At 64.1% G+C, this 19,626-nt stretch carries 18 protein-coding genes and 2 pseudogenes; 9 read left to right on the top strand and 11 right to left on the bottom strand.

Translation table 11 applies throughout. The features are described 5' to 3' along the window. Positions 1-25: 25 nt before the first annotated feature. Both QY049_RS17165 and QY049_RS17160 read right to left on the bottom strand, forming a co-directional pair. Positions 26-850, bottom strand: a complete 825-nt coding sequence (locus tag QY049_RS17165) for a flagellin (RefSeq protein ID WP_194479822.1) — start codon at positions 848-850, stop codon at positions 26-28. Positions 851-991: 141 nt separating this feature from the next. Then, positions 992-1,690, bottom strand: coding sequence for an RNA polymerase sigma factor (locus QY049_RS17160; RefSeq protein WP_258765630.1), 699 nt, complete (start codon positions 1,688-1,690; stop codon positions 992-994). 291 nt (positions 1,691-1,981) lie between these two features. Between QY049_RS17160 and QY049_RS17155 the strand changes: the two genes are divergently transcribed. From QY049_RS17155 to QY049_RS17140, 4 genes are all read left to right on the top strand, one after another. Beyond that, a complete protein-coding gene (locus tag QY049_RS17155; RefSeq protein WP_258765629.1) occupies positions 1,982-2,179 on the top strand; it encodes a hypothetical protein in 198 nt (65 codons plus the stop codon). Between the two features lie 23 nt (positions 2,180-2,202). Continuing rightward, a complete protein-coding gene (locus QY049_RS17150; protein ID WP_301269680.1) occupies positions 2,203-4,617 on the top strand; it encodes a hypothetical protein in 2,415 nt (804 codons plus the stop codon). A gap of 80 nt (positions 4,618-4,697) precedes the next feature. After that, positions 4,698-6,005, top strand: a complete 1,308-nt coding sequence (locus QY049_RS17145; RefSeq protein ID WP_301269679.1) for a hypothetical protein — start codon at positions 4,698-4,700, stop codon at positions 6,003-6,005. A gap of 13 nt (positions 6,006-6,018) precedes the next feature. After that, positions 6,019-6,555, top strand: coding sequence for a hypothetical protein (locus QY049_RS17140; protein ID WP_194479817.1), 537 nt, complete (start codon positions 6,019-6,021; stop codon positions 6,553-6,555). Between the two features lies 1 nt (position 6,556). Here the strand turns inward: QY049_RS17140 and QY049_RS17135 are convergent, their stop codons facing one another. From QY049_RS17135 to dctP, 5 genes are read right to left on the bottom strand one after another with little or no spacing between them, the layout of a single operon-like run. Next, positions 6,557-7,792, bottom strand: coding sequence for an acetyl-CoA hydrolase/transferase family protein (locus tag QY049_RS17135; RefSeq protein ID WP_301269678.1), 1,236 nt, complete (start codon positions 7,790-7,792; stop codon positions 6,557-6,559). 27 nt (positions 7,793-7,819) lie between these two features. After that, positions 7,820-8,986, bottom strand: a complete 1,167-nt coding sequence (locus QY049_RS17130; RefSeq protein ID WP_301269677.1) for an acyl-CoA dehydrogenase family protein — start codon at positions 8,984-8,986, stop codon at positions 7,820-7,822. Between the two features lie 29 nt (positions 8,987-9,015). Then, positions 9,016-10,305: a TRAP transporter large permease gene (locus tag QY049_RS17125; RefSeq protein ID WP_258765624.1), complete on the bottom strand. Its 1,290-nt coding sequence runs from the start codon at positions 10,303-10,305 to the stop codon at positions 9,016-9,018. A gap of 12 nt (positions 10,306-10,317) precedes the next feature. Then, the gene (locus tag QY049_RS17120; protein ID WP_258765623.1) at positions 10,318-10,872 is read right to left on the bottom strand and encodes a TRAP transporter small permease; all 555 of its coding nucleotides are present in this window, start codon (positions 10,870-10,872) and stop codon (positions 10,318-10,320) included. A gap of 26 nt (positions 10,873-10,898) precedes the next feature. Beyond that, positions 10,899-11,924: a TRAP transporter substrate-binding protein DctP gene (gene dctP / locus QY049_RS17115; protein ID WP_194479812.1), complete on the bottom strand. Its 1,026-nt coding sequence runs from the start codon at positions 11,922-11,924 to the stop codon at positions 10,899-10,901. Between the two features lie 226 nt (positions 11,925-12,150). On the opposite strand from dctP, the gene QY049_RS17110 reads away from it, so the two are divergent. The 4 genes and pseudogenes from QY049_RS17110 (at position 12,151) to QY049_RS17095 (ending at position 15,465) form a co-directional block, all read left to right on the top strand. After that, a complete protein-coding gene (locus QY049_RS17110) occupies positions 12,151-13,353 on the top strand; it encodes a CaiB/BaiF CoA-transferase family protein (protein WP_258765622.1) in 1,203 nt (400 codons plus the stop codon). A gap of 31 nt (positions 13,354-13,384) precedes the next feature. Beyond that, positions 13,385-13,849, top strand: a pseudogene (locus QY049_RS17105) (MaoC family dehydratase); the annotation flags it as partial. Continuing rightward, a complete protein-coding gene (locus QY049_RS17100; RefSeq protein WP_258765621.1) occupies positions 13,849-14,700 on the top strand; it encodes a CoA ester lyase in 852 nt (283 codons plus the stop codon). The pseudogene QY049_RS17105 and the gene QY049_RS17100, both read left to right, overlap by 1 nt. 21 nt (positions 14,701-14,721) lie before the next feature. Further along, on the top strand, positions 14,722-15,465 hold the full coding sequence (locus QY049_RS17095) for an IclR family transcriptional regulator (protein ID WP_194479808.1): 744 nt from the start codon (positions 14,722-14,724) through the stop codon (positions 15,463-15,465). 10 nt (positions 15,466-15,475) lie between these two features. On the opposite strand, the gene QY049_RS17090 is transcribed toward QY049_RS17095, so the two are convergent. Together QY049_RS17090 and QY049_RS17085 are read right to left on the bottom strand one after the other, a co-directional pair. Next, the gene (locus tag QY049_RS17090) at positions 15,476-15,868 is read right to left on the bottom strand and encodes a hypothetical protein (protein WP_258765620.1); all 393 of its coding nucleotides are present in this window, start codon (positions 15,866-15,868) and stop codon (positions 15,476-15,478) included. Positions 15,869-15,984: 116 nt separating this feature from the next. After that, positions 15,985-16,110, bottom strand: a pseudogene (locus QY049_RS17085) (FAA hydrolase family protein); the annotation flags it as partial. A 142-nt stretch (positions 16,111-16,252) separates the two neighbouring features. On the opposite strand from QY049_RS17085, the gene QY049_RS17080 reads away from it, so the two are divergent. Continuing rightward, positions 16,253-17,152 (top strand): LysR substrate-binding domain-containing protein, encoded by a 900-nt coding sequence (locus tag QY049_RS17080; RefSeq protein WP_194479806.1) that lies wholly within the window; start codon positions 16,253-16,255, stop codon positions 17,150-17,152. A gap of 164 nt (positions 17,153-17,316) precedes the next feature. On the opposite strand, the gene QY049_RS17075 is transcribed toward QY049_RS17080, so the two are convergent. Further along, entirely contained in the window at positions 17,317-18,804 is a 1,488-nt protein-coding gene (locus tag QY049_RS17075; protein ID WP_258765619.1) for an amidase, read from the bottom strand. Between the two features lie 16 nt (positions 18,805-18,820). Then, positions 18,821-19,618, bottom strand: coding sequence for a xanthine dehydrogenase family protein subunit M (locus QY049_RS17070; protein ID WP_258765618.1), 798 nt, complete (start codon positions 19,616-19,618; stop codon positions 18,821-18,823). Between the last annotated feature and the right edge of the window lie 8 nt (positions 19,619-19,626).

Here is a 19,626-nt window from a genome sequence, read left to right as displayed (position 1 = left end):
GCCCGGAAATCCCCGGCTTGAGCGCTTAGCCGAGCAGCTTGAGCAGGTATTGCGGCATCTGGTTCGCCGCGGATTCCGCCGACACTGCGGCCTGGGTCTTCACCTCGGCCGAGGACAGCGTGGCCTGCTCGGCCGCGATATCGACGTCCTTGATCGCCGAGTTGGCCGATTGCAGGTTCTGGGTCTGGGTCGAGATCGAGTCGGACGAGAAGTTGAAGCGCGATTCCTGCGCGCCGATGCTGGCGCGGGCGGCGGAGACCGTGTCGATCGCGGTATCGAGCACGTCGAGCGCCGAGGCCGCATCCGACAGAGTGCTGACATCGAGCGAGGTCACGCCGAGCGAGGACGACGTCAGGCTCGTCAGCGTGATGGTGATGGTGTCGGAGCCGGACGAGCCGACCAGCACGGAGACGCCCGAGGAGAACACGCTCGATCCATCGAGCAGGCTCTGGCTGGAGTACCGCGTGCCGGTCGCGATCGAATCGATTTCGCTCGTGAGCTGCGAGAATTCCGAGTTGATATAGGCACGGCTGGAATCGGTCGTGGTACCCGAGGCGGACTCGGAAGCCAGCGATTTCATGCGCGCCAGGATGTCCGAGATGTTGGAAGCACCGCCGTCGGCGGTCTGGAGGATCGCGGTGGCCTGCGAGGCGTTGGTCGCGGCCTGCTGCAGCGTGGTGACGTCCGACGAGATGCGGGTCGAGATCGCAAGACCGGCGGCGTCGTCCGATGCCGAGGTGATGCGCGAGCCGCTCGACAGCTTGGCGAGCGCACTGCTCTCCTGCGCCGAATTGATGTTGAGGTAACGGACCGCGGAGTTCGCCGCGGTGTTGGTGGAGATTGCAGGCATTGGAAACTCCTGTGCTGATGGGCATGGCGTGCCGCATCTTTGAAGACGACTGACGACGCGGACCGCAGCCCCGTCCGTTCGCTCAAACGGTGGAGCGCAAGGAGATCAGGCGCTAAAATTTTCGGATGCCGACTTTTATGGTTAGCGATCGGTAAACGCCGTGCGGATGTCGCGTTCGTGCTTGCGCAGCAATTGGCGAAGCTGCTGACGCCCGCGCTTGAGCAGGGACTCCACCGCCGCCACCGTGGTGTCCATCACCTGGGCGATCTCGCCGTTGCTCATGTTCTCGTGGTACGAGAAGATTACCGCGATGCGCTGCTGCTCGGGCAGGCGCTGCATGGCGAGTTCGAGCATGCAGTTCAATTCGTTGCGTTCGATGATCTCGACGGCGCCGGGCTGGCCGTCGGCGACCTCCGGCACTGTCTCGACATTTTCGTTGCGCGGCTTGCGGCGCAGATCGATGCAGCGGTTGGAGATGACGCGGTAGAGCCAGGTCGAGAACTTTGCGCGGCCGTGCTGCCAGCGCCCGCGATGGCTCCAGATCTTGAGCATGGTGTCCTGCACCACGTCTTCGGCGTCCGCGGCATTGCCAACGATGCGCAGCGCGATCGCGTAAGCGCGGTCGATGTGGCGCTCGACCAGCATGCGAAAAGCGACCTCGTCGCCCGTCGCAAGCTTGTCCAGGAGTTCGCTGTCCTCGTCGAAGACGATTTCGGCGGCAACAGGCGTAGAATCCGGCGCCAGCGGCACCGACGGCATCATGGGGACGATCTCGTCAGCCGGAAGCGTCGTCGCGATCTCGGCCTCGGCGGGAGCCCAGACATCAGCAGCGTAACTCATCCCGCAATCTCCAACCCGCAATGCCGGCGGCGCACATGCCACATGGCTTCCAGGCGTTGAACGCGGCACCAGAACGATCCAGGCGGATAATTTTTGTTATTTTTCAAGATGTTAGCCGGTATCTTTTGCCGAGTGTCGGGCAATAATTGCCGAGGGCGCGATATTCTCGCGCAGCCCATCGGTAATCATCACATCGTCTCGCGCCATGGCGGATCAATCATCCTAAACAGATGTCGTTGGAAGAAAACGCTGACATTACGCGGCACTAGGTGATCAAACGCGACGCGCGCGATGCGCATCAAGAAGCTAATGTTTCCGAGTGTGAATGAACGCGAGACGACTTCTGCACTCGGCAATTTTTTCCGAATCACCTTTTTCGAACCTAACGATTTTTTTGAATCTGTCAGTCGTGACGAATGCGTTTTTGAATCGCGCGAGAATTTTTTCGCGCGTGTGGCGCCTGACATGGTGAACGTGCGCGTTAATTGATCTGATTGGCGGGGATTCTGCACATGACGATCGCAACGGCCGGCGCGCAGCGCCGCGCGCAAATTGTTTCTGCTTGGTCGTTCGATGTTTTCGATACATTTCTGTTGCGCGCCTGCACGGCGCCGGATGGCGTATTTGAAAGGACTTACGAGCTTTCCGACATTTCAAGAACTTGTCCTGATGTTTCTGCGAGTTTCGTTCAGCATCGCATTCAGGCCGAAGCACGCGCGCGGAGAACCGCAAAGGAGAAGCGCGGCACGAGCGAAGTTCACATCGAGGAAATCTATTCCTTCTTTCCATTCAGGCTGTTCGGCCTTGCGCGCAGCCACCTGAACGATCTCGTCGAATCAGAGTTCGCGGCCGAGCTGGAGCTCTGCCGCGCCAATCAGGACATGATCAGGCAATATCTGGACACGAAGCGCGCCGGCCATCGCGTCGGGTTCATCTCCGACACCTATTGGGATTCGGACCAGCTATCGCGGCTGCTGCGGGCGTGCCGCCCCGGACTGACATGGGACTTCCTCTACGCCTCCTGCGACCACGGCAGCGGCAAGAGCGAGTCGCTTTTCGCGAAATACCTGTCCGAGCAGGATATCGACGCCGGCGCCTCCTTTCACGTCGGCGATAACGACAAGGCGGACATCAAGGGCGCAAAGCGCCACGGCATTCGTCCGCGGTATTACCCGCAGGCGACGCTGCAGCTCGCCTCGAAGTTCCAACGCGAGACCGCGCTGTTCGAGCTGTTGTGCACCGGCGCGCCGTCTCGGCTCGATCACGGCGCTCGGACCTTGCGGCGCATGGTCGCCGCCCGCAGCGCCGAGAAATCTCCGGCCTTTCATCTCGGCATGACCGTGCTCGGCCCGGTGATGACGGCGTTCGATGCCTTCATCGCCCGGCGTTGCCAGGAGGTTGCGGGCCCGGGCCGAACGATCGCCCTCGCCTTCCTCGGCCGCGACGGCTTCTTATCCCACCGGATCTGGCAGGAAATGCACGGCCCCACATCGGCCTATCTCGAGATCAACCGGCGGGTCAGCCTGATCGCGTCGGCCGATACCATGCAGCCGCTCATCGAGCTCCTAGCCAAAATTCTGAAGATCGATGCGCCGACCTTCCGCGACATGATCAAGATCCTGCCGCCCAAGGTCGCCGCCTTCTTCGCCGCGTCACCCAACGGAATCGCAAGCGGACCTGACATCGCCGAGGCCCTTCCCGACCTGATGGACGCGAGCCAGATCGTCGAACTCGCCGCGGCGCTGCGCGCGCGACTGCTGGCCTACCTGCGCCACTTGATCCCCGACTTTGACAACTGCACCGATCTCGTCCTCGCCGACCTCGGCTATTCCGGCAGCGTGCAGAAGGCGCTGCGCCGCGTCTTCGATCTCGCAGGCATCAAGATCCGTCTCCACGGCGCGTACCTGGTCTCGCTCGACGACGCGTTCGACGATATCGCCGACCGGGACAGCGCAGCGGGCTTCATCACGGACCTGGTGGTGACGCCGCACATCAAGCGCATGCTGATCCGCAATATCGCATTGCTTGAGCAAATCTGCTGCTCCGCCGACGGCTCGGTCCGTGATTATGACGGCGACAAGGTGTTGCGCGAGATCAATCCGCGCCCAGCCAGCCAGATCGCGCTTGCAGCGGAGATTCAGGCTGGCTGCGTCGCCTTTGCCGGGAGCGCCGAGGAGGTCGCCCTCGACTTCTGTCTCGCTCCTTATGACGCCCCCGATATCGCTGCGCGCTGGTGCACGGCGACACTGGCGCGGTTCCTGCTGCTGCCCGACGAGGATGAGCTGGCGCTGCTCGGCGGATTGAAGCACGACGTCAATCTCGGCACGCACGCGCTGGCGCCGATGATCGACAGCGATTTCATTCGTCGGCAAATCACTGCCCGCGGCTTCTCCGCCGCCTGCGCCTCTGCCGCCCCGCCGATGTGGCTCGCAGGCTGCTTTGCCCGCCTGTCGCCGTCGAACGCCTATCTCTACACGCTGTTCGGAGCCAACCGCCTGCCCGCCGACGTCTTCGAAGAGAGCCCATGTGGCCAGATCCAGATCGGACTGTTCCGTGCCAATGGCGAAGCGTCGCTGGAGACTGCAACGTCTTATCGCACCGGCCTCGGCGAGCTGCGCCTGCGCATTCCGGTTTCGCGCGCGATGGGCATCGCCATGATCGCGCTGCCGCTGCCGAAATTCGCCGGGGAAGGCCTCCTTCATGGCGTCGCCATCCAATACGCCGACGAGATCAGCGACGCCGCCGAGAGCCAGGATGTGACCGGCATCGCTGAGGAAAGCCTGGTCTATGCCGGTGTGCAGCGGAACGGCACTCATTATCGCACCGAGAGCGACGACGCGTGCCTGCTGATATCGGTCGCCCCGATGACCCAGGACATCGCCATCTACTCCGTCGCGATCACTCCGCTCGGGCCCACGGCGAAATAGTGCGCCTGATCGCGCCGCCCCGGCCGTTCAAGTCCAAGGGCTTGGCTGGTGACGCGAGAGGCACGGAATTGACTGACGGGATGCACGCAAACCTTGATGACGTCCTGCAATCCGGCCGTATCAGGTTCGGCCGCGCCCAGCGCAAACGCCTCGACTGGCTGACCGGCCAGTACGGCGCGCCGACGCTGGACGAAAGCGTCGGTGACCGGCGCAGCGGCGTCATCATTCTGAAGGAGCCGCTCAGCGGCGCTGCGGCCGAACTGTTCTACCGCTCGCTCAATCCCGGCTGCGCCGTCGTCATTCCCGGAGGCGAAAATCCCGGCTCCGACTTCCTCAAGTCCAAGCTGACCGAATTCGGCACCGTCGGCCCCTGCGGCGCCGACGGCCCGCACGAGATGTGGTGGGGCGGCATCGGCTGGTCGAAATTCCTCACCGCCGCCGATACCACCACCGTCCGTCCGCGGATCGTTTCATGCTACCCGCGCGGCGGCGACGCGACGGCCGCCTTCGCGCTGCGCCATTCGCTCGAGCGCTTTGATCTCGCCTGTCATATCGAACCGATCGATACCCAGCTCGGCGACCGCCTGCTCTGCTTCGAGAAAGCGGAGTTCCTGCTACGGATGTGGAACAAATATCGCGAGCCGCTGCTGTTCGTCGAAGCCGGTGCCGTGCTGCGGGAAGCGCCGCTGCTGCCGTGCTTCCTCGGCTGCGACGTCGCCCTCCACAAATGGAATCGCTGGGAGATGTCGGCGCGTACGCTCTATCTCGGCCGCACGAGAGCTGCAGAGATGCTGCTGCGCACCTGGCAGCATCTCGCTGCGTCGTACCCTGCGATTTGGGAAGGTTATCTGCTCGACCAGGCCTGGAGCCTGACATCCTCGCAAGTCCCGCTCGACACGGTGTGGCTGCCGCGGTCCTATCACGCACTTGCGGGCGATCTCGGCGCGATGCGCGCAACGGTCCTGCACAAGCAGCAGACGACGACGATGGAGCTCGGGCCAGATCCTGCCTTTGCGGGCCTGGTGCGTTCCGCGCGCCGAGCCGGCCGCACCGGCGCGCGCGACGCCTTCATGGTCATGACGTCGAAGGCCGAGGCCGGCAAGGGCATCGCCGTGATCCTGCGTGACATCTCGGCCAGCGAGCCCGGTGCGGTGGCCGCGACCGTAGAGGCCGTGACCGGCGCCTACGCCGCCGATTGCGGCGGCTATGGCCGCCTCGAGCTGTCGCTCTGCGCCTGGCAGGAGGACGTCGGCGCCGCACGCGAGGCAGCAGCGCAGGCCCGCTACCGCATCCTGGAGATAGAGCCGGGACGGCGCATCGCCAACGACTTCTTCGCACATTGCGCTGCCGACGACGCCGTCACGACCGCCCGCCATCTCTTCCCCTGAGGGACCTCACGCGATGCTCAAGACCATCATCCTGCTCACCGACACCGTGCAACAGCAGCAGCCGCTGGCCAATCTGCTCCGCGAGCACAATCGCGACCTCGCCTTCTGCTCCGCGCTTCGCGCCCAGGACCTTCGCGCCATCGACCCGGATATCCTGAGCGACGCGCGGCTGGTGTCCTTTGCCGCCGACGTCGCAGTGCCCGAAAAGTTCCTGCTCCAGCTCGGCTACGGCGCCTACAAGTTCTACGCCGCGGCCACGCAATATCCGGGTCTGCCCCAGGCGCCCGACGAGAGCGACGAGGCTCCGAACTGCTATTCCGTGATCGCGCAATCGATGATGATCTGGCCGGACTTCAAGAAAGTGGTCGGCCTGGAAACCGTGACGATCCCGGACGGCACCGCGGCCACTGAGCGCGAGCGGCTGGTGTTCACCCGTCTTGCCCATTTGTTCTGGCGGATGTCGATCATGATCGCCGGCGAGGTCACGGATCTCCCGGGAGTCATCGGATCTCCCGAGAGCCAGCGGCCGACGCTGGCGATGATGAACTGAGTTAGCCGGCGGCGTCGCGGAGCTGCGCCGATAGCACGTCTCGGTGCTCTGGCGCCGCGATCGCGATCATGCGGCGCGCGCGCGCGGCAAGACCGCAGCCGCGCAGCTCCGCGATACCCCATTCGGTGACGATGGCATCGACATCGGCGCGAGGCGTCGTCACCGTCTCGACACGGGCGACGATCCGGCTCGTGCCGTCAGATGCCGTTGCTGGCAGCGCGATGATGGCGCGCCCGCCGGCAGACGCGTTGGCCCCCCGCACGAAGTCGAGCTGCCCGCCGATCGCCCCGATCGCAATGCCATTGAGCGTCTCGGAATTCACGCTCCCGTCCAGTCCGACCTGAAGCGCCGAATTAATCGCGACCAGCCGGTTGATCCGCGCAAGCACGCCCTGACCGTGCGTGTAGGACGTCGGCCGCACCGAAACAGCCTTGTTCTCGTGCACGAAGCCGTACAGCCGTCCTGTGCCTATCACCTGATTGGTGACCGTGATCCCTGCATCGATCCCCTTCTTCGCATTGGTCACGGCACCACGCTCGATCAGATCAACGACGGCATCGTTGATCAGGCCGGAATGAATGCCGAGATCGCGTACATGCGAGAGCGAGGACAGGATCGCGTCCGGAATTCGGCCGACGCCGAACTGAAGCGTACTGCCGTCGGGTATCAGACTCGCCGCATGCGCAGCGATGCGCCGGGAAATGTCGTCGAGCGGCGGTGACCCCAATTCAACCGGTGCACGGCGGGCTGCCACGCGCATGTGGATCGGAATATCGTCCGGCCATTCCGTCCCGAACGTGAAGGGCGCGTCCGGATTGATCTCGGCAATGACAAGGCGCGCACCGCGCGCGGCATCGATGACATAGTCATTGGAGAGACTGGCGCTCAGTCGCCCGTCACCGGACTCCGCAAGCTGCACAAGGACGACATCAGCCTTGTGCCGGCGCGAGGCAAAGTCGGCACAGAAGGCGCTGTAGTTGCTCGGGATCACGTCGAGCCGCCCGGCCCTGGCGAGCCGCCGCGCGTTGCCGATCACGCCGTAGCTCTGGAACGAGACGTTGGGTGCGCGGGCTGCGGAGAACGTGTCGGAGAAGATCGGCCCGACCATCATCCGGAAAGCCGGCAATTCTCCGGCCTGCGCCATCAGCGCTTCAGTCAACGTAAGCGGCTCGGCCGTGGCCTGGCCGCAGACGACAAGATCACCCTCACGAATCAAGCCGCGAAAGTCTGGGTTCATGGGGATCCTGCCGGCAAGCCCGTCCCTCTAGTACGACTTGGCGAGGCCCAGCACCTTTTCCGCGATGAAGCTCAGCGCAAGCTGCGGGCTGACCGGTGCGATGCGCGGGATCAGCACCTCGCGCAAATAACGCTCAACATGAAATTCCTTGGCGTAGCCGAAGCCGCCATGGGTCATCACCGCCTGCTCGCAGGCATGGTATCCGGCTTCGCCCGCAAAATATTTCGCGGCGTTCGCGCCAGCACCGCAAGGCAAGCCCTTGTCGTATTGCCATGCCGCCTGCATCACCATCAGCCAGGCCGCCTCGAGCTCGACCCAGTTGACTGCCAGCGGATGCTGGATGCCTTGATTCTTGCCGATCGGGCGGTTGAACACGGTGCGCGTCTTGGCGTATTCGGTCGCGCGCGCCAGCGCCAGCTTGCCGAGGCCGACGGCCTCCGCCGCGATCAGGATACGCTCGGGGTTCATGCCTTCGAGAATGTACTGGAAACCTTTGCCCTCTTCGCCGATGCGGTCCTCCATCGGGATCTCGAAATCCTCGAAGAACAGCTCGTTGGAATCGACGATCTTGCGGCCCATCTTCTCGATCTCGTGGACCTTGATCTTCTTGCGGTCGAAATCCGTGTAGAACAGGCTGAGGCCGTGGGTCGGCGAGCGCACGTCTTCCAGCGGCGTGGTGCGCGCCAAGAGCAGGATCTTGTGCGCGACCTGTGCGGTCGAGATCCACACCTTCTGGCCGTTGACGATGTAGCGGTCGTTCTTGGCGACGGCGCGGGTCTTGAGCTGGGTGGTGTTGAGGCCGGTGTTGGGCTCGGTGACGGCAAAGCACGCCTTCTCGCGGCCATCGACCATCGGCGGCAGCATGCGCTTGCGCTGCTCCTCGGTGCCGAACACGACGACGGGATTGAGACCGAACACGTTGATATGCACCGCGGAGGCGCCGGACATCCCGGCGCCGGATTCCGCGATGGTGCGCATCATGATCGCAGCCTCGGTGATGCCGAGGCCGGAGCCGCCATATTCCTCCGGCACGCAGATGCCGAGCCAGCCGGCGTCGGCGAGCGCCTTGTGGAAATCGTGCGGGAAGCCGCCGTCGTGATCCTTCTTCAGCCAATAGGCGTCGGGAAAGCCTTCGCAGATCTTGGCGATGGCGTCCCGAATGGCTTCCTGCTGATCGGTAAGCGCGAAATCCATGATGGTCTCCTTGTGGAGGCTCGTTAAGCTTAGCGCCCCATCTGCGAGGGAAGCCAGAGGATGATGGACGGAAACGCCACCAGGATCGCAATCGCGACCAGGTGCGCAACGAAGTGCGGGAAGGTGCCGTGAAACACCTCCGCCACCGGCCGCTTGGCATAACGTGCGACGATGAAACAGTTCAGCCCGACCGGCGGCGTGATCATGCCGACTTCGGCCGTGACGATCTTGATGACGCCGAACCAGATCGGGTCGAAGCCGAGCGTCTTGATCAGCGGCAGCACGATCGGCACGGTCAGCACCAGGATCGCGATCTGGTCCATGAAGGAACCGAGCACGATATAGCCGCACAGGATCAGCGTGATGATGATCCAGCGCGAGGTCGGCAAGGAGCCGATCCAGGCGACCAGATCCTGGGTCACATGGGTGAGCGTGAAGAAATAGCCGAAGATCGAGGCCCCGACGAGGATCATGATGATCATGCAGGTGCCGTGACAAGCGCGCAGCAGCGTCTTGTAGAGCGAGGTCGGCGTGATCTTGCCCTTGACGATCGCAAGCAAAAAGGCGCCGAATGCACCGAAGGCGGAAGCCTCAGTCGGCGTCGCGACCCCGAGATAGATCGTGCCTGTGACGATCGAGAACAGCACCACCATAGGCGACACTTGCCACAGCAGCGCAAACTTCTCCCGCCACGGCACTGATTTCGCGGCGGGCGCGCGCGAGGGATCCTGCCAGACCAGGAAATAGATCGTGGCCATGATGGTGATGGTGACGAGGATCGCGGGGATGATGCCGCTGATCAGGAGTTTTCCGATGTTCACCTCGGCGAGCAGGCCGAAGATGACGAGCGCGACACTGGTCGGCAGCAGCATCGACAGCGTGCCCGAGATCGCGACGACGCCGGCGGCCATCTTCGGCTCGTAACCCTGGCGGATCATCGCCGGCAGGCTGGTCGAGGACAGCGTCGCGGCTGACGCCGTCGAGGTGCCGCAAATCGCGCCGAAACCCGCGCCGGCAAGAGCCGTCGCCATGCCGAGCCCGCCGGGAACGCGCCCGACCCAGGCCGAGGCCGTCTTGAACAGATCATCGGCAACGCCCGACAGCAGCACGAGGTCCGCCATCAGGAGGAACATCGGGATGGTGATGAGCTCATAGGAGGAGACCGTCGAGAGCGGCGCGGTCTCCAGGATGCCCGATAGCGTCGGGAAGCCGCCGACCATGACGAGACCGACTGATCCGGAAAACGCCATGGCGAAACCGACGGGCGTACCGAGCGCGAGCAGGCCGAACAGGAGAGCGAGAACGATGAGAGGTGTCATGGATGCCTGCCGTTACTCGAAGCCGCGGGCTTCGCCGACGCCGGTGACCGGCGGCAGCGGATAGAGGTCCCGTCCGCTGGCCAGACTCAGCACATTGCCGATGAGCTGGAGCGCGAGCCGCAGCACCAGTACACCGCAGCCGAACGGCACCAGCGCGGCAGAAATCCAGGTCGGCCATGGAATGGCGCCCGAGAGGACGTCGTGCTGCTCGTAATTTTCCAGCGCGCGCGCGAAGCCGACTTTGCAGATCAGGGCGAACACAAACAGGCCGGCGAGCGCGGTGACAATCTCGGACAGCCGCCGCCCCGCCGGCGAGAAGCGCGACAGCAAAATGTCGACGCCGACATGCGCGTGCTCGCGCAAGGCATCCGACAGCGTGAAGAAGAACACGCCCGCTAGCAGGTATAGCCCAATCAGGTCATAGGTGAAGGAGAACGGGCTGTTCAGTGCATAGCGCATGAACACGTCGGTGACGACCAGCACCATGATCACGAACAGGAACACCACTGCGATCACCGTCAGCGCGCGCTCCAGCGCGCCGAGCACCTGCCCTGCCCGTTCGATCACCTCGCGTCTCCCTGTTCGTTTCAGGATTACTTGCTGCCGGCGGCGAGCAAGTCGTCGAACTCCTTCAGCGCCGCAGAGGCCTGCTTGCCGCGGCTGTCGAGACCGGCCGCCCACTCGTGACCTACGCCTTTGAGCTTGTCCTTCATCTCGGCGCGCGTTGCCTCGGGCAGCGGATCGAAGGTGACGCCTTCGTCCTGCATCTGCTTCTTGGTGACGGCACCTTCCTTGTCGACGTCGGCGCAGGCCTTTGGCGTGATCGCTTCCGATGCTTCGTTCATCGCCTTCTTCACGTCGTCGGGCAGCTTGTCCCAGACCGACTGGTTGATCGAATAGGCCACGATGAAGCTGCCGAAGCTGACGCCTTCGGTACCGTGCTTGACCAGCTTGTCCAGGCCATAGGCCACGACGCTATCGAGCGGGAACAAGAGACCATCCATCGTGCCGCGCGAGAGCGACTCATAGGCATCGGGCGCAGCCATGCGCACCGGCACCGCGTTGAGCGCGCGCAGCGTGAGATCCTGCGCGCCGCCGGTGGTGCGCAGCTTCAGGCCCTGCATGTCCTTGACGGTTTCGACCTTCGACTTGACCGTCCACACCTGATAGGGCGGCAACACGACGGCCATCAGCAGCTTGATCTTGTTGGGCGCATATTCCTGCTTAGCCAGCACGCCTTCGCGCGCACTCTTCCAATAAGCGAGCGTGCCCTGGCAGCTGGTCGCGAACGCGCCCGGCAGTTGCGCGACTTCCGACAGCGGCATCTTGTCGGAGACATAGGACGGCCCGATGTAGCCGATGTCGACCACGCCCGATTGTGTCAGCCGCAGCATGTCGGCGGCCTTGCCGATCTGCTGGTTCGGATAATAGGTGAAGGTCACCGCGCCGTTGGTGCGCTTGGTGACGTCGTCCATCCAGGGCTTGAGCATCAGACGGACGAGATAGTGTCCGGCGGGAAAGCTGTCGGCGACCTTGAGCTCGAGCGCCTGCGCCTGATGCGTCGAAACCGGCAGCGACAACGCGAGCACGGTGGCAACCCGGACCAGATTCTTCTTCATTTCATTCTCCCTGACGCGTCCAATGTCGAAGGCGACAGCCGCTGGCTGCCGGTCCGCTCGGCCCTCGCTCCGCTTATTGCTTGAGAAAATGTACATATATGTGAATTTATATGTCAAGTATATGAACTAAGCATAGGGCTATGCGCGCCAGGGCAGGAACCACGAATTGACATGGTCGATTTCTGAACCCTAACTCCACCTATATGAATTTATCGCGTGAGGCCTCATGGGACCGCTCGCCGGCTTCACCATTCTCGACCTGACCTCGGTGCTGATGGGCCCCTACGGCACCCAGGTGCTGGCGGACATGGGCGCCGACGTCATCAAGGTCGAAAGCCCCGAGGGCGACATCGTTCGCCAGATCGGCCCCGGCCGCACGCCCGGCATGGGCGGGATGTTTCACAATGCCAATCGCGGCAAGCGCAGCATCGTGCTCGATCTCAAGAAGCCGGAAGCGCGCGACGCGCTGCTGCGGCTGGCGAAGAGCGCCAACGCGCTGGTGTACAATGTGCGTCCGCAGGCAATGGCGCGGCTCGGCCTCGACTACGAGACGCTGGCCGCGATCAATCCGTCGCTGGTCTATGTCGGCGCATTCGGCTACGGCCAGTCCGGTCCCTATGCCGCCAAGCCTGCCTATGACGATCTGATCCAGGGCGCGGCCACGATTCCAACGCTGTTAGCTGCCGCCGGCGACGGCACGCCGCGATACGTCCCCGTCACCATCGCCGACCGCATCGTTGGCCTGATGATGGTCAACGCCATCATGGGCGGGCTGATCCACCAGCAGCGCACCGGTCAGGGCCAGCGCATCGACGTGCCGATGTTCGAATCGATGACCGAGTTCGTGCTGGTCGATCATCTCGGCGGCCTCACCTACGATCCACCGCTCGACCATGGCGGCTACGCCCGCCTGCTGTCGCGCTATCGCCGGCCCTACAAGACCAGCGACGGTTATCTCTGCGTGCTCATCTACAACGACAAGCACTGGCGGAGCTTCTTCGAGGCGATCGGGCAACCGCATTTCCTCGATCAGCCGCGTTTTGCCAACCACGCTGCGCGAACGAGACACATCGACGAGATCTACGCGGAAATTGGCCACATCTTCGCAACGCGTACGACCACGGACTGGCGCGAGCTACTCGAGCGCGCCGACATTCCGGTGATGCCAATGCACACGCTGGAGACGATTCTGGAAGATCCGCATCTCCAGGCAATCGACTTCTTCAAGACGGTGGACCACCCCGTGGAGGGTCGCATCCGCCAGATGCGCGTGCCCTCGACCTGGAGCGTGACCCAGCCGGAAGCCGCCGGCCCCGCGCCGACGCTCGGTCAGCACGGCCGCGACATTTTGCGCGAGGCTGGTTTCTCGACGGAGGAGATCGAGCGGCTCGCCGAGCAAAAAGCAGTTCACCTGGCCGCGCCGCCCTAACGGCCCGCGGGCCAAATCGCACCAAGACTGGGAGGAAACCGCGATGGCCGGACTTTATTTCGAAGACTTTTCCGTGGGCCAGGAGTTCAGGCATCCGCTGACCCGGACCGTCACGGAGATGGACAACACCATGTTCAGCCTGCTGACGCTCAATCCGCAGCCGCTGCACATCGACGCGCATTTCGCGGAAAAGACCGAGTTCGGCCAGCGCATTTTCAACAGCCTTTACACGCTCGGCATCATGATCGGTATGACGGTCTATGATACGACCATGGGCACCACCGTCGCCAATCTCGGCATGACCGACGTGACCTTTCCGAAGCCGGTCTTCCATGGCGACACCTTGCGGGCGACGACGAAGGTGCTTTCGTTGAGGGAATCCAAATCGCGCCCGAAGGCGGGCATCGTCGAGTTCGAGCACCATGCTCTGAACCAGAACGACGAGATCGTCGGCAAATGCCGCCGCATGGCGATGATGCACAAGAGGCCGGTCTGATGCGTTCGATGCTGTTCGTGCCGGGGGATTCCCCGCGCAAATTCGAGAAGGCGAGCGAAGGCAAGGCCGACGCGCTGATCATCGATCTCGAGGATTCCGTCGTCACCGACAGGAAGCCGGAGGCGCGCGGGCTGACGCTGGCGATGCTGAAGGGCCGCCCCGGTTCGCACCAGCTCTATGTCCGCGTCAACGCGCTCGATACCGGCATGACGCTCACTGACCTCGCTGCGGTGATTCCGGGCAAGCCTGACGGCATCGTGCTGCCGAAATCGCAAGGCGGCGACGATGTGCGCCAGGTCGCGACGTGGCTCGAAGCTCTGGAAGCCGCATCGGGCATCGCGGTCGGCGCAACCCGCATCGTCTGCGTGGCGACGGAGACCGCCAGCTCGATCTTCGGGCTGGGTAGCTACAAGGGCTGCTCCCCTCGCCTCGCCGGCCTGATGTGGGGCGCGGAAGATCTCTCGGCATCGCTCGGCGCCACCGAAAAGGCAGCGGGCGGGGTGTTCCACAGCCCCTATCGCCTGGCGCGCGATCTCTGCCTGATGGCGGCGGCCGCGGCCGAGGTCGCGCCGATCGACACCGTCTACACCGACATCGACAATCTCGCGGGCCTCGAGCAGGAAACGCGCGCCGCACGGCGCGACGGGTTTTCCGCGAAGGCGCTGATTCATCCCAAGCACGTCGAAATCGTCAACGCAGCGTTCGATCCGACCGACGCAGAGCGCATCTGGGCGGAGAAGGTGATCGCGGCGTTCGCGAGCAATCCGAACTCGGGCACGTTGCGTCTCGATGGCCAGATGATCGACAAGCCGCATCTTCGCGCCGCGAAGAAGATCCTCGGCCAGAGCTAGAGCAGGACATAAATCCAAACCATGATCGTTCGCCAAGCCGCAAACGTCCTGGAGATCATGGAATTCTTCGCGCAAACGAAGAAGCCGGCGACGCTTGCCGAGATCGCCGATCATTTCGGCTGGCCGCGCTCGTCGACCTTCAACCTGCTCGCGACCCTCTCGGAGAAGGGCTATCTCTACGAACCGCGCCCGCGCGCCGGCTTCTATCCGACGCCGCGGTGGCTGGCGATGGCGCGGATGATCTCCGAGGTCGAGCCGCTGCCGCCGTGGACGCATCAGTTGATCGCCGACCTCTCCGCCGAAACCGGCGAGACGGCGTCCATCGTTGCGCCGGCGGGCGTGATGGCGGTGTTCATCGACGTCGTCGAATCCAGGGCGGCGATCCGCTATTTCGCGACCATCGGCCACCGCGTTCCGATCCACGCCACCGCCAGCGGCCGTGCGCTGCTGCTGCAATATTCTCAGGAGGAGCGCGACTCCGTCTATCGCAAGATCGAGTTCAGGCAATACGGCCCGTCGACACCGATCAGCATCGAGGCGGTCGAGGCCGAGCTGCGCAATTCGATCGAGCGCGGCTATTGCCAGAGTTTTGCCGACTACAGCCGCGACCTCGCGGGAGCGGCGATCCCGCTGCCGATCGGCGACCGCCGGCTCTCGGTCGTCGTTGCAGGGCCGGAGTTCCGGATTGGGCCGAAAGTCGCGGAAGTCGCTTCACTGATCGCGCGAACGGTCGATCGGCTGCGACCGAAGACCACTGCGGCTTAGACCGCAGCCCTTATTCGAATCCTTGAGCGGGCGGCATCGTCGTCGCTGCGGGCGCAGCTTGAACAGGTGGAGCGGCAGGAGCGGCTTGAACCGATGCAGTGGTCGCAGGCCTCATCTGGCCGTTAGCTTCCATTGCCTCGCGCGTGCGTGACGGAGCCCGGTTCGCCTCGCGGCGTGGTGGCTGCCGGTGTCTTGCCGATCGCGAGCCCCCCATGCCCCATGACCGGGCGATCGATGGACCGGCCGTATAGCCGATCACGGCGCCCGCGACGGCACCGACCGGGCCGAGCACGACCGCACCGGACACTGCGCCCAACGCCGCGGAGCCAGCACGCTCCTGCGCAACGGCGCTTGCGGGCACGCCAGCCAGCAGCACGATGCCAGTGATCAGAGCCTTGTTCATCCGAGTGCCTCCCTCACGGGAAATCACTTCACCCCCAAATATGGCCACAACAGGTTTGTTCATGGCCCAACACGGGGCAATCGCCGAGGGAACTCCGGCAATTCAGAGACGTGCCGACCCTTCTCGAAATGGCCGATCTTGCTCGCCGGATGGATCGGGCCGAGCACTGCCGCATGATCGAAGCTTCTGCCGATCTCCCAGGGCTTCTTCTCCGCGGCCATGCCGTTCTGAAGATCGCGCCGGTTTGGCTGATTTCAGATATTCGGTATGCCAGCAACGCCGTCCGGGCGCGACCAGGTTCCGGCTTATTCGTCAGGGATGCGGTCCGGCGCGCTCCCGCACTAGCATGGAACTTGCATAATTTCTGGGCGATATGGACGCCGCATGAACCTCATCAGTCTCGACATCCGCATGCTCCGGTCGCTGATCTCGGTGGTCGAGACCGGCAGCATCACCGAGACCGCGCGACGGCTGGGCCGTACCCAGCCGGCCATCACGCTGCAATTGCAGCGGCTGGAGGAGCTCACCGGCAAGCAGCTGTTCGAGCATGGCGGCCGCAGGCTGATGCTGACCGACGACGGCACCACCGTCCTCACCTATGCCAAATCCATCCTGCGGTTGCATGACGAGCTGATCTCGCAGCTGGCATCGCAGGAGATCGAGGGCCAGGTCGTGCTCGGCACGCCCGACCTCTATGCCGCGTTCATGCTGCCGCAGATCCTCAGTGTGTTCCGGAAGTCGTTCCCGCGCGTCCAGGTCGAGCTCAACTGCGCGCTGTCGACTCCGCTCGTCGGCCTCGTCAAGCGCGGCGACGTCGACATCGCGCTCGTCACTCGCATGAACGATTTCACCGGCGGCCAGGTCGTGCGGCGCGAACAGCTGGTGTGGATGACCGGCGAGCAGTCCACGGCGCATCAGGAGCGACCGATCCCGCTCGCGCTCCTGCCGCCGGGCAACATCTATCGCGACTATGCGATCGATACGCTGGAGCGCGCAAATTTGCGCTGGCGCGTCGCCTGCGTCAGCGAAAGCGTCGGCGGCCTGCAAGCCGCGGCCTTCGCCGGCATGGCCGTCACGGTGCTCGGCCGCAGCGCGCTGGTGCCGGCGATGCGCGAGATTGGACCGAACGAAGGCCTGCCGCCGCTGCCGAAGATCGAGCTGCTGCTCTACAAGTCGAGCGGCGCAACCTCGAAGGCGGCGACCGCGCTACACGACTATCTCGCGCACTATCTGCGCCTCGACGAGGAGCTCAGCGGCCGCGGCGCGCCGATCGAGCTGGGCTAGGCCGACACAAACTCGAAAACAACCCCATGCACAGTAGAATGGCCCTTGTTTGCAAAGGGGTTTTCGCGCGTCATTTTTCGGAGAGCCGCGGCGCGGTTTTCGGACCATGCTTTCCGGATTTGACACGTCGGGCAAAACACCGGCATGATTGCATCATGGCCGCTTCACCCCTTGGCGCGCCCTCTCCCCTCACCTAACGCGAGTTGCGGCCAGAACTTGGCCCAGGGCTGCGCCTGCTCGAACGCGGCGGCGATGCGGAAGATCGTGGGCTCGCCGAGCCAGGGCGCGATGATCTGAAGCCCGATTGGCATGCCGTCGCGATCGAAGCCGCAGGGCAATGTCGCCGCCGGTAAACCCGCAAGATTGATCGGCCAGGTAAAGGGCGACCAGCCGAGGTGCGGATCGACCTTGCGGCCATCGATCGTCTCGACGCCGATCTTTCCAGCGTCGAACGCGGTCACGGCAACGGTCGGCGTGACCAGCACATCAACGCGCTCGAACAGCTTCACGAAAGCACTGCGCGCCTGGCCGCGGCGGTAACTTGCTTCGATGTAGTCCGTGCCGCTGTAGTGGCGGCCGGCGCTGACGACATCGCGATAGTCAGCCTCCGAGTCTGCAAGATCGGCCGTCGTCCTGGTCGCAACCGCGGCGGCCTGTTCGGTGAAGGCGATCGGCTTCAGCGTATGCTCGAGGATCTCGGGATCGAGACCCGGACCATCCATGGTGACGTGCGCACCGCAGGAATCGAGAACGGCGAGCGCCTTGCCGAAGGCCGCGCTCACATCAGGGCTGACGGCAGCATAGCCGAGATCGGCGCTGGCGCCGATGCGAACGCCATCGAGGCGCCCTGCAGTCGCATCAAAACGACGTGCGGACACGGGAAGGCTTGCAGCGTCCCGCATATCGTAAGCGGCGATGATCTCAAGTGTCAGCGCGGCGTCCGCAACGGTGCGCGTGATCGGCCCGGTATGGGCAAGCGAGGCCCAGGACGGCGGCGAGAAGCCGGGCGAGCGCGGCACGAGGCCGAAGGTCGGCTTCAACCCGAACACGCCGCAGAAGGAGGACGGCACACGGATCGAGCCGACGCCGTCGGTGCCGATCGCGATCGGGCCGCAGCCGGCGGCCACACCCGCCGCCGCGCCGCCGCTCGATCCGCCGCTGGTACGACCGGGATTCCAGGGATTGCGCGTGATGCCGGTGACCGGACTGTCGGCCGTCAACTTGTAGCCGGACTCGCAGGTCGTGGTCTTGCAGGTGATGATCGCGCCTGACGCCTTCAGCGCCGACACCACAGCGGCATCGACATCAGGTACGAAGCTCCTGTTCATCGGCGAGCCGGCGTAGGCCGGCACGCCCGCGACGAAGACGAGGTCCTTGATCGTGACGGGCACGCCCGCGAGCGGCCCCTTGGCTTCGCCCGCGCGCATCTCCTTCGTCAGGCGGTCGGCATCCGCCCTCGCCTGCTCGTACATCGGTGTCACCACCGCGTTGCAGGCTTCGTTCGTCGTTTCGAGCGCAGTGATGGTGTCGTCAACGACATCGCGCGGCGTGAACGCCTTGCGCCGGTAGCCGGCCAAGATCTCGGTTGCAGAAAGTGCGCCAAGGCCAGTCGGCGCCGGCGGGAAGGCCGCTCGGCCGGAACCATCAGTCATCATCAACCCTAAAGAGCTAGCTGAGCGCCGCGTCGACGGCGCGCTTGGCCATCACCGTGACGAGATGCGCACGGTAGTCGGCTTCGGCGTGGATATCGGAGGTGAGGCCGTCGTTGTCTATCTTGATCGCCGCGATGGCCGACGGCTCAAAACTCTCCGACAGCGCCGCCTCCATCGGCGGCACACGGAACACGCCGGGACCCGCGCCGGTGACGGCGACACGGGTACCATCAGCGAATTTCGCGACGAACACGCCGACCAGCGCATAACGCGACGCCGGTGCCTTGAACTTTGCGTAACCGGCCTTGAGCGGCGCGGGAAAGCGGATCGCGGTGATGATCTCGCCCGGCTCGAGCGCGGTCTCGAACAGGCCGAGGAAGAACTTGTCGGCCGCGATCTCGCGCGTGCTGGTGATGATGGTGGCGCCGAGGCCGAGCACACCGGCTGGGTAATCCGCGGCGGGATCGTTGTTGGCGACGGACCCTCCGATGGTGCCGCGGCTGCGCACCGCGGGATCTCCGATCATCGAGGCCAGCGCCGCGAGCCCGGGTATTTTCGCCTGCACCGACTTTGAGGCTGCAACCACCGCATGCGGCGTCATCGCGCCGATCGTAATGGTCGCACCATCGTCGGTGATACCCTTGAGGGATCCGAGCTTTGACAGATCGACCAGTGCGGGCGGGCTCGCCAGCCGCTGCTTCAGCGTCGGGATCAGCGTCATGCCACCGGCGACGAGCTTGCTGTCCTCGATCGTGGTCAAAAGCTTCGCCGCGTCGGGAATCTTGTCGGGTTGGTGGTAGGCGAACGGCTTCATTGTTGTCC

The organism is Bradyrhizobium sp. WYCCWR 13022 (assembly GCF_030435535.1).
Lineage (GTDB): Bacteria > Pseudomonadota > Alphaproteobacteria > Rhizobiales > Xanthobacteraceae > Bradyrhizobium.
Note: the sequence above shows the minus strand (reverse complement) of the source record. Positions and strands in the feature narration are given on the sequence as shown.

Bases quoted from the DNA above. Each gene is read 5' to 3' on its own strand.
- QY049_RS17160 (WP_258765630.1), bottom strand. From the start codon at position 1,690: ATGAGTTACGCTGCTGATGTCTGGGCTCCCGCCGAGGCCGAGATCGCG.
- QY049_RS17150 (WP_301269680.1), top strand. From the start codon at position 2,203: ATGACGATCGCAACGGCCGGCGCGCAGCGCCGCGCGCAAATTGTTTCT.
- QY049_RS17075 (WP_258765619.1), bottom strand. From the start codon at position 18,804: ATGACTGATGGTTCCGGCCGAGCGGCCTTCCCGCCGGCGCCGACTGGC.
- QY049_RS17130 (WP_301269677.1), bottom strand. From the start codon at position 8,986: ATGGATTTCGCGCTTACCGATCAGCAGGAAGCCATTCGGGACGCCATC.
- QY049_RS17125 (WP_258765624.1), bottom strand. From the start codon at position 10,305: ATGACACCTCTCATCGTTCTCGCTCTCCTGTTCGGCCTGCTCGCGCTC.
- QY049_RS17135 (WP_301269678.1), bottom strand. From the start codon at position 7,792: ATGAACCCAGACTTTCGCGGCTTGATTCGTGAGGGTGATCTTGTCGTC.
- QY049_RS17110 (WP_258765622.1), top strand. From the start codon at position 12,151: ATGGGACCGCTCGCCGGCTTCACCATTCTCGACCTGACCTCGGTGCTG.
- QY049_RS17095 (WP_194479808.1), top strand. From the start codon at position 14,722: ATGATCGTTCGCCAAGCCGCAAACGTCCTGGAGATCATGGAATTCTTC.
- QY049_RS17145 (WP_301269679.1), top strand. From the start codon at position 4,698: ATGCACGCAAACCTTGATGACGTCCTGCAATCCGGCCGTATCAGGTTC.
- QY049_RS17070 (WP_258765618.1), bottom strand. From the start codon at position 19,618: ATGAAGCCGTTCGCCTACCACCAACCCGACAAGATTCCCGACGCGGCG.
- QY049_RS17155 (WP_258765629.1), top strand. From the start codon at position 1,982: ATGCGCATCAAGAAGCTAATGTTTCCGAGTGTGAATGAACGCGAGACG.
- QY049_RS17100 (WP_258765621.1), top strand. From the start codon at position 13,849: ATGCGTTCGATGCTGTTCGTGCCGGGGGATTCCCCGCGCAAATTCGAG.
- QY049_RS17140 (WP_194479817.1), top strand. From the start codon at position 6,019: ATGCTCAAGACCATCATCCTGCTCACCGACACCGTGCAACAGCAGCAG.
- dctP (WP_194479812.1), bottom strand. From the start codon at position 11,924: ATGAAGAAGAATCTGGTCCGGGTTGCCACCGTGCTCGCGTTGTCGCTG.
- QY049_RS17080 (WP_194479806.1), top strand. From the start codon at position 16,253: ATGAACCTCATCAGTCTCGACATCCGCATGCTCCGGTCGCTGATCTCG.
- QY049_RS17165 (WP_194479822.1), bottom strand. From the start codon at position 850: ATGCCTGCAATCTCCACCAACACCGCGGCGAACTCCGCGGTCCGTTAC.
- QY049_RS17090 (WP_258765620.1), bottom strand. From the start codon at position 15,868: ATGAACAAGGCTCTGATCACTGGCATCGTGCTGCTGGCTGGCGTGCCC.